This window comes from Rhodoferax sp. EU05-FHT12H12 (assembly GCF_058791215.1).
In genome coordinates, this window is record NZ_JBYTDI010000006.1 from 45113 (window position 1) to 58479 (window position 13367).

The 13367-nt window shown below is 65.0% G+C and carries 12 protein-coding genes; 2 read left to right on the forward strand and 10 right to left on the reverse strand.

The genetic code is table 11. The features are described 5' to 3' along the window. Positions 1–50: 50 nt before the first annotated feature. From AC3WS7_RS16115 to AC3WS7_RS16135, 5 genes are all read right to left on the reverse strand, one after another. Positions 51–962 carry an alpha/beta hydrolase gene (locus AC3WS7_RS16115; protein ID WP_492657079.1) on the reverse strand — a complete coding sequence of 304 codons (912 nt, stop codon included), beginning with the start codon at positions 960–962 and terminating at the stop codon, positions 51–53. 207 nt (positions 963–1169) lie between these two features. Then, positions 1170–1772, reverse strand: coding sequence for a TetR/AcrR family transcriptional regulator (locus tag AC3WS7_RS16120; RefSeq protein WP_492657080.1), 603 nt, complete (start codon positions 1770–1772; stop codon positions 1170–1172). Between the two features lie 58 nt (positions 1773–1830). Beyond that, positions 1831–2730, reverse strand: coding sequence for a LysR family transcriptional regulator (locus tag AC3WS7_RS16125; protein WP_296469303.1), 900 nt, complete (start codon positions 2728–2730; stop codon positions 1831–1833). Between the two features lie 7 nt (positions 2731–2737). After that, entirely contained in the window at positions 2738–3541 is an 804-nt protein-coding gene (locus tag AC3WS7_RS16130; protein ID WP_492657081.1) for a carbon-nitrogen hydrolase family protein, read from the reverse strand. Positions 3542–3546: 5 nt separating this feature from the next. Next, a complete protein-coding gene (locus AC3WS7_RS16135) occupies positions 3547–5232 on the reverse strand; it encodes a flavin monoamine oxidase family protein (protein WP_492657082.1) in 1686 nt (561 codons plus the stop codon). Positions 5233–5432: 200 nt separating this feature from the next. Between AC3WS7_RS16135 and AC3WS7_RS16140 the strand changes: the two genes are divergently transcribed. Then, positions 5433–6629: an acyl-CoA dehydrogenase gene (locus AC3WS7_RS16140; protein WP_492657083.1), complete on the forward strand. Its 1197-nt coding sequence runs from the start codon at positions 5433–5435 to the stop codon at positions 6627–6629. Between the two features lie 48 nt (positions 6630–6677). Then, positions 6678–7715 (forward strand): LacI family DNA-binding transcriptional regulator, encoded by a 1038-nt coding sequence (locus tag AC3WS7_RS16145; protein WP_296469308.1) that lies wholly within the window; start codon positions 6678–6680, stop codon positions 7713–7715. A 36-nt stretch (positions 7716–7751) separates the two neighbouring features. Here the strand turns inward: AC3WS7_RS16145 and AC3WS7_RS16150 are convergent, their stop codons facing one another. The 5 genes from AC3WS7_RS16150 to AC3WS7_RS16170 are packed head-to-tail and all read right to left on the reverse strand — an operon-like array spanning position 7752 to position 13318. Further along, the gene (locus tag AC3WS7_RS16150; RefSeq protein WP_492657084.1) at positions 7752–9062 is read right to left on the reverse strand and encodes a GH1 family beta-glucosidase; all 1311 of its coding nucleotides are present in this window, start codon (positions 9060–9062) and stop codon (positions 7752–7754) included. Positions 9063–9092: 30 nt separating this feature from the next. Further along, positions 9093–10451, reverse strand: a complete 1359-nt coding sequence (locus tag AC3WS7_RS16155) for a GH1 family beta-glucosidase (protein ID WP_492657085.1) — start codon at positions 10449–10451, stop codon at positions 9093–9095. Then, entirely contained in the window at positions 10451–11533 is a 1083-nt protein-coding gene (locus AC3WS7_RS16160; RefSeq protein ID WP_296469314.1) for an ABC transporter ATP-binding protein, read from the reverse strand. Before AC3WS7_RS16160 ends, AC3WS7_RS16155 begins: the two co-directional genes overlap by 1 nt. A 7-nt stretch (positions 11534–11540) precedes the next feature. Then, on the reverse strand, positions 11541–12428 hold the full coding sequence (locus AC3WS7_RS16165; RefSeq protein WP_492657086.1) for a carbohydrate ABC transporter permease: 888 nt from the start codon (positions 12426–12428) through the stop codon (positions 11541–11543). Continuing rightward, positions 12425–13318: a carbohydrate ABC transporter permease gene (locus AC3WS7_RS16170; RefSeq protein WP_296469319.1), complete on the reverse strand. Its 894-nt coding sequence runs from the start codon at positions 13316–13318 to the stop codon at positions 12425–12427. Before AC3WS7_RS16170 ends, AC3WS7_RS16165 begins: the two co-directional genes overlap by 4 nt. Positions 13319–13367 lie beyond the last annotated feature (49 nt).

The following is a 13367-nucleotide window of genomic DNA, read 5'->3' on the forward strand; positions in this document are numbered from 1 at the left end:
AGGGGTTTGCCCGCAAGCCCTGGCACCTGGGCTTGCGGGTCGCAGGCGGTTCAGCCCAGAAAGTCAACCACGGCGTGCGCCACCAGCGCATCACGCAGCAGGCGGGTGTGGCCCAGGCCATCGGTGGCCAGCAGCCGGGCACCCGGAATGGTGTCGGCAAACGCGGTGCCGTCGGCAAAGGGGTTGATGCGGTCGCCCCGGTCATGCACCACCAGCGTGGGCTGGGTGATGCGCGGGCCGCTGGCGTGGGGTTCAAACTGGGCCATGACGATGCCCTCGCGCGCCTCAATGCGGCGCTGCAGGGCGGCCCGCATGGGCTCGTGCAGGCCAAACACCTGGGCAAACAGGCGCGTGTATTCGCGTGGTGAGGCAGGCGGCGCCAACAGCACCAGACGCTGTGTGGGCAGGCCTCGGGCCGCTGCAAAAGCCAGGCCGTTGGCCGCCAGCGAATGCGCCACCACGCCCTGTACGGTGTGGCCTTGCTGGGTCAGCCGGGCCAGTGTGTATTCAATGGCGCGGGCAAATTGCGGCAGGTTGCTGACCCGGCCCGCGTTCTTGCCGTGGGCGGGCAAATCCAGCAGCACCGGGCGCAGGCCCTGGACGATCAGCGCCTGGGCCAGCGGCAGCATCTGGCCCGCGTGGCCGCCCCAGCCATGCACCAACAGCACGCAGGCGCCCTCGGCTGGTGCGCTCTTCTCCGGTGCGGCCGGGTGGCGTAACGGGTGGTGGAGGGTCAGACTGGCATCCTCAAACGCCCACCGCTCCTGGGTCCAGTGGCTGGGCCAGGGGCGATCGCGGCGCAGCCAGCGCGGGGGCAGTGGCGTGCCAAACAGGCGGTAGGCCAGGCGCAAGCCCAGTGCTGGCCAGAGTCGCTGGGTGGCGCCCAGCGTCAGGCGCAACACGCGGGTGGCGGGGTTGCTGGCATAAAAGTCAGAGGTGGCTTGCAGGGCGGTCGTGGTCATGGTGGGCTCCATTCGGTGTCAGTAGTGAATCCAGTCCGCATTGCTGCGGGGCAATCCGTCCCATAGCCGACACAGGCGCAGGCCCAGATACAGCACAGCAGCCGGAACCGCAATCAACAGGGCAAAGATCAGCATGGCGTTTCCTTTCTTCGCACAGTCGTGCGAAATTTACTCGAGCCTATAAAACAGGAGGACATGGCGAAACCTTCAGGTGCGGTAGCTGGCCAGCATGCGCTGCCAGGTGGCCTGGGCGTGCTGGGCGGCATGGGTGTCACGCAGAAAGCGCGCATCGTGCAGCAGGGCCATGGCCATGCCGTTGAGCTCGGCCACCAGTTGGCCGGGGTCGGTGTCGGGGCGCAGGTGGCCGGCGTCCATGGCCTGCAGCACCGTGCGGCGCAGTGCGGCGCGCCAGCGGGTCACTTCCTGGAACAGCAGGTCGCGCAGCTCACCTTCGCGGTCGTCCAGCTCAAAGGCGCCTGCCGTATACAGGCAGCCGGTGTGCACTTCCACATCGCGCATGCGCACAATCCAGCGCTGCACGATGCCGTCCAACCGCGGCAGGCCCTTGGGGGCCTGCATGGCGGGCACAAACACATCGGCCAAAAAGCGGCGGCCGTATTCTTCGATCACGGCCTTTTGCAGCGCCTCACGCGAACCCACGCGGGAGAACACGCCGCTCTTGGACAGGCCGGCACGGTCCGCCACCACTTGCAGATTGATGGCCTCCAGGCCTTCGTCGGCAGCCAGGTGCAGCGCCGCATCCACGATGGCAGCACGGGTCAGTTCACTTTTATGGGTTTTGGCATCCATGGCGCAAATTTAGCACAATCGTGCGAAATTGCAAATCGCCCGATGGAAAATGCCCTGACTAGTCTTGGCTCGCCTGTTGCAGCCAGGTACTGAAGTTCTGCACGACGGGCTTGTCGTCGGCACCTTCAGGCAGTACCAGGTAGTAGTGGCGTGCGCCCGCCAGCGGTGCTGGGTGGGCCAGCACCAGTTCGCCCCGTGCCAGCTCCGCCTCGATCAGCAGGCGCGGCACCAGCGCCACACCCATGCCCTGGGTGGCGGCGGCCGTGGTCATGGAGAACTGCTCGTAACGTGGGCCCGACAGGGCCAGCGGTGCCTCCACCCCTTGCGCGGCAAACCAGGCCTGCCAGCTGTCCGGCCGGGTGCTTTGCTGCAGCAGCGGCAGGTCGGCCAGTGCGCGGGCGCTCAGGCCCTCGCGGCCGGGCAGCAGCGTGGGGCTGCAAACGGCGACCACTTCCTCGGCCATCAGCGGCACGGCGTGGGTGCCGGCCCAGTGCTGCACCTGGGCTTCGGTGCCGGCAAAGATGGCGGCGTCAAACGGCGTGTCGGCAAACAGGAAGGGGCGGGTGCGGGTCTCGATGTGCACGGTGGTGTCCGGGTGCCGGGCGTTGAAGGCCTGCAGGCGCGGGATGAGCCAGCGTGTGGCAAAGGTGGGCACGCTGGCCAATTGCACCGTGCCGCCGCGTCCCTGGGTGGACATCAGGTCCAGCGTGTCCTGCTCCAGTCCGCGCAGGCGCAGCGCTACCTGTTGGGCGTAGCGTGCGCCGGCGGTAGTGAGCGCCACGCCATGGCGCGTGCGGCGAAACAGTGGTGTGCCCACCAGGTCTTCGAGTGCGGTGATCTGGCGGGAGACGGCGCTTTGGGTGAGCGCCAGCTCGTGTGCAGCGCGGGTGAAACTTTCGTGGCGGGCTGCGGCGTCGAAACACAGCAGGGCCTGGGTGGCGGGGATTTTGCGGCGCATGGGAATGTCAGGGGGTGTGGGGTGGCACAGCGGCCATGTCTCGCACGTGGTGGTTAGCTGCGCGGGCGGCGTTCAGGCGCGCGTCGTCCAGGGTGGCCATCAGCAGCGTGGCCCGTCGGTCCGCCTGCGCCAAGGTCTGGCCATCAGGGGCGGCCAGCAGGCTCAGGCCGCCGTAGTGCACATCGCCCTCGGCGCCCACGTAATTGGCGTAGGCCACATACAGTTGGTTCTCGTAGGCACGTACAGGCACCAGAGCCTGGGCCACAAAGTCGTACGCCGGCATATTGGCCGTGGGCACCACGATCAGGTCGGCCCCGGCCAGCGCCAAGCGGCGCGTCGCCTCGGGAAACTCCACGTCGTAACAAATCAGCAGGCCAATGGTCCAGCCCTGCAGTGTGAAGGTGGCGGCACTGGGCGCGCCCGCTGCAAACTGCTGGCGGTCCAGGTCACCAAACAGATAGGTCTTGCGGTAGTTCAGGCAGCGCTGGCCTTGCGCGCTGATCCACTGTGCGGCGTTGAACACCGTGCCGCTGGCATCCCGCTCCGGGTAGCCGTAGACAACCGCCACGCCATGGCGCTGCGCGATGGCAACCACAGCCTGGGCCCAGGCGCCGTCGGCGGGTTGGGCCAGTTGTTGCACGGCTGCCGCACCAATGGCGTAGCCGCTGACAAACATCTCCGGGCACACCAGCACCTGTGCGCCGGCTGCCGCGGCCTGCTGCGCGGCTTGTTCTAGCCGTTGCAGGTTGCCCGCCACATCCAGCGGTGCGGGCGCGCATTGCAGCAGGGCCAGGGTCAAGGGGCTGCGCATGGGGTTCAGTCGGGCAGGGCCATGGGGCCTAGCGTGGCAAACACATCGCCGGGGCCGGGGTTACTGGCAGGGGTGTGGCCACCCAGGTGGTGGACGATGCCCCACACGGCGTTGAGCGAGGTCTGCACTGCACCCTCTGCCCAGGCGGGTGTCCACGACACGTCGTCGCCCGCAATGAACAGGCCTTTGTGTTCGGCGGGAAACGTGTCCTGCATAAAGTGCGCATACATGCGCTGGTTGTAGCGGTAGTGGCCGGGAAGGGCACCCTTGAAGGCACCCAGAAAGTAGGGGTCGGCCTCCCACGACACACAAATGGGGTCGCCAATGATGTGGCTCGCAATGTCCACCTTGGGATAGATCTTCTTGAGCGCCTGTAAGGCGAGCTTCACGCGCTTTTCGGGCGACTGCGGCAGCATCTTGAGTGCATCACCCATCCAGGCATAGGACAGGCAGATCACCGCTGGCTGGTCCGGCCCGTTGTCAAACAGGTAGGTGCCGCGCGTCAGCCGGTCGGTCAGCGTCATGCTCATCACATCGCGGCCAGTCTCGGGGTCTTTGTCTTTCCAGAACGGGCGGTCCACCATCACAAAGGTTTTGCTGGACTGCATGTAGCGCGTGCGGTCCAGCGCCATCCACATCTTTTGCGAGAACAGCGATTCTTCGACCGCAATTTGTGTGGTCAGCAGCCAGCTCTGGCAGGTGGTCAGCACCGCGCTGTAGGGGCGCGTGTCGCCCCAGCAGTCGGTCACGGCCAGGCGTCCATCGGCGGCGCGCGCGATGGACGCTACACCGGCGCGTGTGGCGCCAGCGTGCAGGCTTTGCAGCGTGGTGCCCTGGGGCCAATGCACGGGCTGCGCAGGTGCGTGGCGCCACAGCCCGTGTGGCACCTGGTCGGCCCCGCCGACAATGAGGCGCTGTTCGTCATCGCAGTTTGTCAACACCACGCGCAAGATTTCGAGCATGGAGTTGGGAAAGTCCGAGTCCCAACCCCCCGTGCCAAAGCCCACCTGGCCAAAGATCTCGCGGTGGCGGAACGACAGCTTGGAGAACGCCTGGGAGCTGGCAATGAAGTCGTAAAACGTGCGGTCGTCCCACAGCGGCACCAGCGTGTTCCACAGGCGTTTGAGCGTGGGCACATCGCGCGTGCGAATGGCGTCTTGCATGTCGGTAAAGCGCGCTTCGTCTTCCAGCGCCTGGGCCCAGGCCTCGGCCACCTCGCGGAACACGGCGGGCAGGTCGGCCAGCGACTGCGCGTAGTGCGTCTCGCCCTCCAAATCAATCACCGTGCTGCCCGAGGCGGGCGTCAGCGGGTTGGGGAAAGGGCGCGTTTGCAGGCCCAGTTGATTCACGTAGTGGTAAAACGCCGTGCCCGACACGGGGAAGCGCATGCCGCCCAGCTCGGCCACGGTGGCTTGGGTGCCTTCAAACACTTGCGAGCGCAGGCGGCCGCCCATTTTGGAGGCCTCGTAAATGACGGGCTTGAGGCCCAGTTTCATGAGCTCATAGGCCGCCACCATGCCCGCCATGCCAGCGCCCACAATGGCCACCTCTTCGCCCAGGCGATGGGCGGGCAAGGTGCCCAGGCCTGCAGGGTGGGCAATCCAGTCGTCAAACGCGAAGGGAAAGTCGGGCCCGAAAATGGTCACCGGCGGACGCACGGCGGACGCGGTGGTGGATGTGGTGTTGCCCATGGCAAGAAGCCCCCAAACAAAAACACACTATGGCATAGGCATGCGTGAATCGCAAGATTAACCAGATGCATGCCAACGACTGTTGTGCATGTTACGGATTAAAAGTGCGTAAAACGCATATATGGGTGCAAAAACCTTGATTGTGCGAACCCGGCCTGCGGGCTACCATAGCGTCCTCGATCACCGCCTGGAGCCCCCGCATGCCGCACGCCGCCTTCAACTGGCAAGACCCTTTTCTGCTGGACAGCCAGCTCAGCGACGACGAACGCATGGTGCGGGACGCTGCGGCGGCCTACTGCCAGGACAAGCTGCTGCCGCGCGTGACCCAGGCCTTCCGCGACGGCAGCACGGATCCCGCGATCTTTCGCGAGATGGGCGCCTTGGGTTTGCTGGGCCCGACGATTCCCGAGCAGTACGGTGGCCCGGGCCTGAACTACGTGGCCTACGGCCTGATTGCGCGCGAAGTGGAGCGCGTAGACAGCGGCTACCGCAGCATGATGAGTGTGCAGAGCAGCCTGGTGATGGTGCCCATTTTTGAATTTGGGACCGAGGCACAAAAACAAAAGTACCTGCCCAAGCTGGCTACCGGTGAATTCATTGGCTGTTTTGGCCTGACCGAACCCGACCATGGCTCCGACCCTGGCAGCATGGCCACACGCGCCCACAAGGTGGCGGGTGGCTACAAACTCAGCGGCAGCAAGATGTGGATCAGCAACAGCCCCATCGCCGATGTGTTTGTGGTCTGGGCCAAGGAAGTGAGCGAAGGTGGCAAGGTCGGCCCCATCCGCGGCTTTGTGCTGGAGAAGGGCATGCCTGGCCTCTCAGCCCCCGCCATCCACGGCAAGGTGGGCTTGCGCGCGAGCATTACCGGCGAGATCGTCATGGACGGCGTGTTCTGCCCTGAAGACAACGCCTTCCCCGAAGTACAAGGCCTCAAAGGCCCGTTTACCTGTTTGAACAGCGCCCGTTACGGCATCGCCTGGGGTGCGCTGGGCGCGGCCGAGGACTGCTGGCTGCGCTCGCGCCAGTACACGCTGGACCGCAAACAGTTTGGTCGCCCGCTGGCCGCCAACCAGCTCATCCAGAAAAAGCTGGCCGACATGCAAGCCGAAATTGCACTGGGCCTGCAGGGCTGTCTGCGCCTGGGGCGCATGAAAGACGAAGGCACGGCGTCGGTGGAGATCACCTCCATCCTCAAGCGCAACAGCTGCGGCAAGGCGCTGGACATTGCCCGCCTGGCGCGCGACATGATGGGCGGCAACGGCATCAGCGACGAGTTTGGTGTGGCCCGCCATTTGGTGAACCTGGAGGTGGTGAACACCTACGAGGGCACGCACGACATCCACGCGCTGATTTTGGGCCGGGCGCAAACCGGTATTGCTGCCTTTGCCAACTGAGGCGGGCCTGCCTTGGCGCAGGCGCTTCGCATAAACTCGGTGGGGTATATGCCTTCCCCTTCCGATCTCCCCCTCGTCGCGTCCGAGCCAGTCACCCTGATCGATGTGGCCCGTGCGGCAGGGGTGTCAGCCAGTACGGTATCGCGCATCCTGAACGGCACCGCCAAGGTGGCGCCTGAAAAGCGCGAGGCGGTGGAAGCGGCCATCCGTCGCCTCAACTTCAAACCCAATTTGTTTGCGCGCAGCCTGAAAACCGGCATCACCATGACGGTGGGTGTGCTCACGCAGGCCATCGAGAGCCAGTTTTACTCGCGCGCGCTCAAGGGCATCGAGATGGGGCTGACCGAGAGCGGTCATTCGTCCATCATCGTGAGTGGCCACTGGAACGCCGAGGCCGATGCGGCCAGCCTGAAGCTTCTGACTTCGCGCCGCGTGGACGGCGTGATCATCTTGACCGGCAACATTGCCGACAGCGAGGTGCTGGCCGTGGCGCAGCAGCAGCCGGTGGTGATCACCGAGCGCAAGCTGGAGGGGCCGAATGTGCGCTCCATCGATCTGGACCAAAAATACGGGGGCTACCTGGCCACCAAGCACCTGCTGGCGCTGGGCCACACCCGCATTGCGCACCTGGCAGGGGTGGACAACCGGCCCGATGCGCACCAGCGCTACCTGGGCTACCTGCAGGCGCACGAGGAGGCGGGTGTGACGCCCAACCCGCGCTGCGTGGTGCGCGGTAACTTCACCGACAAGGGGGGCTACCTGGCCGCCCAAAAGCTGCTGGACAGCGGCGAGTCGTTCACCGCCATTTTTTGCGCCAACGATGAGTCGGCCCTGGGGGCGCGGCTGGCGCTGTACCAGCGTGGCATCCGGGTGCCCGAAGACGTGTCGTTGGTGGGCTTTGATGACCTGCCCATGTGCAACTACATGACACCACCACTGACCAGCGTGCGCCAGCCGGTGTACGAGGTGGGCCTGTACGCGGCCCACACCTTGCTGGAGATGATGGGCTACCCCAGCGAGGCGGTGCAGGTGCCGCCGCTGGAGCTGGTGGTGCGCCAGACCACACGGGCCCTGCCCACCACCTAGGCCCCCACGTTCGGGGGTGGCTCTGCGCTGAAACCCTTATGTGGCGCGGTGTTGCGCGATGAGTGCGCGGTACCAGTGGGCGCTGTCTTTGGCGGTACGCACCTGGGTGGCGTAGTCCACATGGAACAGGCCAAAACGTTTGTCGTAGCCCGAATCCCACTCAAAGTTGTCCATCAGGCTCCAGTAGAAGAAGCCTTGTACGTTCACGCCTGCAGCCATGGCCGCCAACAGGGCTTGAAGGTGGGTGCGCATGTAGTCAATGCGGCGTGGGTCAACCACCTTGCCGTCCACCACCGCGTCAGGCGATGCAAAGCCGTTTTCGGTGATGAAGATGGGGGGCAGGGTGTAGTTGCTGTGGATGCCCACCAGCAAATCGGTCAGGCCCTGGGCGTAGTTCTCCCAGCCCATGTCAGACACACCATCGGCGTTGGGGGCGGGCATCGGCGGTGTGGCAGCCGAGCTCCAGATGCGGGTGTAGTAATTGATGCCCAGGAAGTCCATGGGCTGGGCGATGGTGTCCATGTCGCCGGCCTGCACCACGTCGCACACCGGCAGGTTGGCGCCTTCGGGGTAGGCCTTTTTGAACAGCGGGTCCATGTACCAGCGCACAAACATGGCGTATTCCTTGGCGGCCAGGGCCACGTCGGCTGCGCTGTTGGTGGCCGGGGTGGCGGGCGACTGGTTCAGCACAATGCCCAGCGGTGTTTTCACGCCCGCAGCGCGCATGGCCTGCAAGGCCAGGCCGTGCGAGAGCAGCAGGTGGTGGGCCACGCGCAGCATGACTTTTTGGTCCTGGATGCCGGGCGCGAAGCGGCCCAGTTCGTTACCCAGTACGGCGGTGCACCAAGGCTCGTTGTGGGTGCAGATGCTGGCGGCGCGGTCACCCAGGCGCTCGGCCATCACACGGGCGTATTCGGCAAAGTGCAACGCGGTCTCGCGCGACTCCCAACCGCCGCGGTCTTGCAGACCCTGGGGCAGGTCCCAGTGGTAGAGCGTGATGTGGGGTGCAATGCCGCGCGCCAGCAGGCCGTCGACCAGGCGGTCGTAAAAGGCCAGGCCTTCGGGGTTCCAGGCGCCATAGCCCAGTGGCTGCACGCGTGGCCAGGCAATGGAGAAGCGGTAGCTGTCCACCCCCAGGCTCTGGATCAGGTCCAGGTCTTCTTCCAGGCGGTGGTAGTGGTCGCAGGCCACATCGCCGGTGTCGCCATTGAGTACCTTGCCGGGGGTGTGTGAGAAGGTGTCCCAGATGGACGGGCCACGGCCGCCTTCGTGGGCGGCGCCTTCGATCTGGTAGGAACTGGTGGCTACGCCCCAGTGGAAGGTGGAGGGAAAGTTCAAGGTGCTCATAAGGTCGGTATTGTGCGGTGAGGTGAAAAATCAGCGGGCCCCGGCGTGCTGCGCAATGAAGTCGCGCAGCCACAGGGCACTGTCTTTGGGGGTTCGGGTTTGGGTGGCGTAGTCCACATGGCACAGGCCAAAGCGCTGGGTGTAGCCCTTGCCCCATTCGTAGTTATCCATCAGGCTCCAGCCTAGCCAGGCCTGCAGCGGCACACCCTGGGCCAGGGCCTGGGCACACGCCTGCAGGTGTTCCTGCAGGTAGCGCACACGCAGCGGGTCGTGCACGCGGCCGGCCACCACACTGTCGTCCAGTGCTGCGCCGTTTTCTGCCACATACAAGCGCTGGGGGGCGTATTCCTGGTGGATGCGCACCAGCATCTGGCACAGGCCTTCGGCAAACACCTCCCAGCCCATGGTGGTGTAGCTGGCACCGGTCACCGGCAGTTCCCGTGCGTGGGGGAAGGGCAGTGTGGCGTCGTGCACCACGTGGCCGCGCGTGTAGTAGTTCAAGCCCAGGGCATCCAGCGGCTGGCAGATCGTGGCCAGGTCGCCGTCCTGCACCAGGGGCTGGTGGCCTTGTTCTGCCACCCATACGTCTTGTGGGTAATGGCCCTTGAACAGCGGGTCCAGAAACCAGCGGTTGAACACCCCGTCGGCCATTTGCACGGTGTGGGCGGTGTCCGCGCCGCTGTCTGCGGCGTAATAGGGCTTCACGTCCAGCACCACGCCCACCTGGGCGCTGCGGGTGTGCGCGCGCAGGGCGGGCACCGCCAGGCCATGTGCCAGCAGCAGGTGGTGGGCGGCCTGCAGCGCCATGCCGCGGTCTTGCAGACCGGGGGCGTGGCGACCTTCCAGGTAGCCCACGGTGGCGCTGCAGCGGGGTTCGTTGAGCGTGGCGTAGCTGTGTACCCGGTCACCCAGTCGGCGTGCCACCACCTCGGCAAAGTCGGCAAAGGCGCGGCAGGTGTCGCGGTGCAGCCAGCCGCCCTGTTCGTGCAGCGTGAGGGGCAGGTCCCAGTGGTAAAGCGTGGCGTAGGGCGTGATGCCACGGGCCAGTAGTTGGTCCACCAGGCGGTCGTAGAAATCCAGGCCCCGGGTGTTGACGGCGCCGCGCCCCGTGGGCAGCACGCGCGGCCAGGCCACCGAGAAGCGGTAGGCGGTGTGGCCCAGCGACTGGATGAGTGCCACATCGCTTTCCATGCGGTGGTAGTGGTCGCAGGCCACGTCGCCGGTACTGCCATCGGCAATGCGGCCGCTGTTGTGGGCAAAGCTGTCCCACATGCTCAGGCCACGGCCATCGGCATGCACAGCCCCCTCGATCTGGTAGGCGCTGGTGGCCGCACCGAAGACAAAGTCTTTCGGGAAGGCCTGCGGGTTGGGAAGGATGTGTGTTGGCATCACAGGCGGTCCTGGGTGCTGGGGTTGAACAGCGAGACGCGGTGGGCGGCCAGCGTTACATACACCTCGGTGCCAGCCGGTGCGGCCAGCGCACTGTCGGTGGTCAGGCCCAGCTGTTGTGGTCCGGCCTGCAGCCATAGCACCTGGTTGGGGCCCATGGGCTCGACCAGGCGCACGCGGGCTTGCAGGTGGTGGTGGCCGGGCTGGAGCGCCGCAGTCAGGTCTTCGGGGCGGATGCCCAGCACCACGGCTTGGCCGTCCAGGGGGGCTTGGGCAAAGGCGTAGGCCGAGACGTCCAGGTCCACCGTATCGGTGACAAAGCGCACGCCCTGACCTGCGGTGTGCAGGCGGCCTTCGATGAAGTTCATGCTGGGTGAGCCCAGGAAGCCGGCGACATACATATTGGCGGGTTTGCCATAGACCACCGCAGGGGCGTCGATTTGCTGAATCTTGCCGCCGCGCATCACCGCAATGCGACTGGCCAGTGTCATGGCTTCCACCTGGTCGTGGGTCACGTAGACCATGGTGGCACCCAGGCTGGCGTGCAGTTCCTTCAGTTCGCGGCGCAGCTCGGAGCGCAGCTTGGCGTCCAGGTTGGAGAGTGGTTCGTCAAACAAAAACACTGCGGCCTCGCGCACCAGGGCCCGGCCAATGGCCACGCGCTGGCGCTGGCCGCCCGACAGGTTGGCCGGCTTGCGCTGCAGCAGCTCCGTGAGGTGCAGCATGCTCGCAGCGCGTTCCACACGTTTGGCAATCTCGGCCTTGGGCACGCCGCTGATGCGGGGGCCGAAGGCCATGTTCTTCTCCACCGTCATGGTGGGGTACAGCGCGTAGCTCTGGAACACCATGCCGATGCCGCGGTCCTTGGGGTCGGCCCAGGTCACGTCCTGGCCGCCAATGGCAATGCTGCCATCAGTCACGTCGATCAGGCCTGCAATGCTGTGCAACAGGGTGGACTTGCCGCAGCCCGAAGGGCCCAGCAGCACCAGGAATTCGCCCTCCTGCACCTCCAGGTTGAGCTGGCTGATGACCGGGTTGTTGCCCAGCGTGATGTCGAGGGATTGGATGGAAATGGAAGCCATGGAGAGATCAACCTTTGACGGCGCCGGAGGCAATGCCGCGAACAAACCAGCGCCCGGAGACGAGGTAGATGAGGAGAGGAACCGCCGAGGTCAGGATGGTGGCGGCCATGTTGACGTTGTAGGCACGCTCGCCGAACGTGCTGTTGACGATGTTGTTGAGCTGCACCGTCATGGGCGAGAACTCGGTGCCGCCGAAGGTCAGGCCCAGCAGGTAGTCGTTCCAGATGTTGGTGACCTGCATGATGGTGGCCACGATGGCAATGGGGGCCGACATGGGCAGCATCAGCTCCAGGAAGATGCGCCAGAAGCCACCGCCGTCAATGCGTGCGGCCTTGAACAACTCGTCCGGGATGGCGCTGTAATAGTTGCGGAACAGCAGGGTCATGACCGGCATGCCAAAGATGGTGTGGATAACCACGATGGCGGGCAAGGAGCCAAACAGGCCTACCGCCGACAGCATGCGCACCAGCGGGTACAGGATGACCTGGTAAGGCACAAAGACCGCGATCAGCAGGATGGCGAACAGGGCATTGGCATAGCGCGATTTCCAGAATGAAAGCGCATAGCCGTTGATGGCGCCCAGCAGGATGGAGACGATGGTGCTGGGCACCACGATCTGCACCGAATTCCAGAAGCCGACTTGCAAGCCCTTGCATTCCAGCCCGGTACAGGCGCTGGACCAGGCGGTGAACCAGGCCTCCAGTGTGGGTGCCAGGGGCAGGGCGAAGATGGAGCTTTCGCGGATCTCGGGCAGCGTCTTGAAGGACGTGACCAGCATCACATACAACGGCAACAGGAAAAAGGCAGCCGCGCTCAGCAAGAACGCGTAAGTGCCAATTCGGGCTGGCGTCCAGTTGGAGCGTGCGCGACGTGCTATGGTTTTTGTAGTGATCATGCACGGCCTCCTTGGGCCTGGTGCTTGCGCACAAAGTAGTAGGGCACCAGCAGTGCCAGCACGGTGGCCAGCATCACCACGGAGGCGGCCGAGGCCAGCCCAATGGCACCGCGTTGGAACAGGTGGTCCAGAATGAATTTGGCCGGCACCTCGCTGGCCAGACCGGGGCCACCGCCGGTCATGGAGTTGACGGTGTCATAGACCTTGATGGCGGCGATGGACTGCAGGATGAAGGCCGTGGCCACAGCGCCGCGGATCATGGGCAGCACGATGCTCACGTAGACACGCCAGGTCGGGATGCCGTCCAGGCGGCTGGCCTTCCAGATCTCGGCATCCACCCCGCGCAGGCCGGCCAGCAAGATAGCCATGACCAGACCAGAGGCCTGCCACACGGCGGCGATGATGATGCAGTACATCACCTTGTCCTGGCTCACGATCCAGTCCACGGTGACATCGGCAAAGCCCATGCCACGCAACGCGGATTGCAGGCCCATGGTGGGGTTCAGCATCCATTGCCAGACCAGGCCGGTCACCACAAAGGACATGGCGTAGGGGTAGAGAAAGATGCTGCGAAACAGGCTCTCGGCCCGGATCTTCTGGTCGATGAACACCGCCATCAAAAAGCCCAGCACCATGCACAGGCTGATGGCCAGTACGCCGTAGAGCAGCAGGTTGTTGACCGACATCAGCCAGCGCTCGTTGGCAAACAGTTTTTGGTACTGCAGCAGACCGACAAATTCGGCCTTGGGAAACATCCGGGAGCTGGAGAACGAAATGCCGATGGACCACAGCACGGTGGTCAGGTAGCCAACCAGGGCCGTCACGGCCATGGGCAGCAGGGCCACCATGAGCCACCAGTTGGGTGGTCGCCCCCGCTTGAGCTTGTGCATACAGAGAACCTACAGAGTCAAAGTCGAAACACACCCCGGTGCGCAGCCA

Excerpts from the sequence above, each read along its gene's own strand:
- AC3WS7_RS16115 (WP_492657079.1), bottom strand. The coding sequence starts at position 962 with ATGACCACGACCGCCCTGCAAGCCACCTCTGACTTTTATGCCAGCAAC.
- AC3WS7_RS16120 (WP_492657080.1), bottom strand. The coding sequence starts at position 1,772 with ATGGATGCCAAAACCCATAAAAGTGAACTGACCCGTGCTGCCATCGTG.
- AC3WS7_RS16125 (WP_296469303.1), bottom strand. The coding sequence starts at position 2,730 with ATGCGCCGCAAAATCCCCGCCACCCAGGCCCTGCTGTGTTTCGACGCC.
- AC3WS7_RS16130 (WP_492657081.1), bottom strand. The coding sequence starts at position 3,541 with ATGCGCAGCCCCTTGACCCTGGCCCTGCTGCAATGCGCGCCCGCACCG.
- AC3WS7_RS16135 (WP_492657082.1), bottom strand. The coding sequence starts at position 5,232 with ATGGGCAACACCACATCCACCACCGCGTCCGCCGTGCGTCCGCCGGTG.
- AC3WS7_RS16140 (WP_492657083.1), top strand. The coding sequence starts at position 5,433 with ATGCCGCACGCCGCCTTCAACTGGCAAGACCCTTTTCTGCTGGACAGC.
- AC3WS7_RS16145 (WP_296469308.1), top strand. The coding sequence starts at position 6,678 with ATGCCTTCCCCTTCCGATCTCCCCCTCGTCGCGTCCGAGCCAGTCACC.
- AC3WS7_RS16150 (WP_492657084.1), bottom strand. The coding sequence starts at position 9,062 with ATGAGCACCTTGAACTTTCCCTCCACCTTCCACTGGGGCGTAGCCACC.
- AC3WS7_RS16155 (WP_492657085.1), bottom strand. The coding sequence starts at position 10,451 with ATGCCAACACACATCCTTCCCAACCCGCAGGCCTTCCCGAAAGACTTT.
- AC3WS7_RS16160 (WP_296469314.1), bottom strand. The coding sequence starts at position 11,533 with ATGGCTTCCATTTCCATCCAATCCCTCGACATCACGCTGGGCAACAAC.
- AC3WS7_RS16165 (WP_492657086.1), bottom strand. The coding sequence starts at position 12,428 with ATGATCACTACAAAAACCATAGCACGTCGCGCACGCTCCAACTGGACG.
- AC3WS7_RS16170 (WP_296469319.1), bottom strand. The coding sequence starts at position 13,318 with ATGCACAAGCTCAAGCGGGGGCGACCACCCAACTGGTGGCTCATGGTG.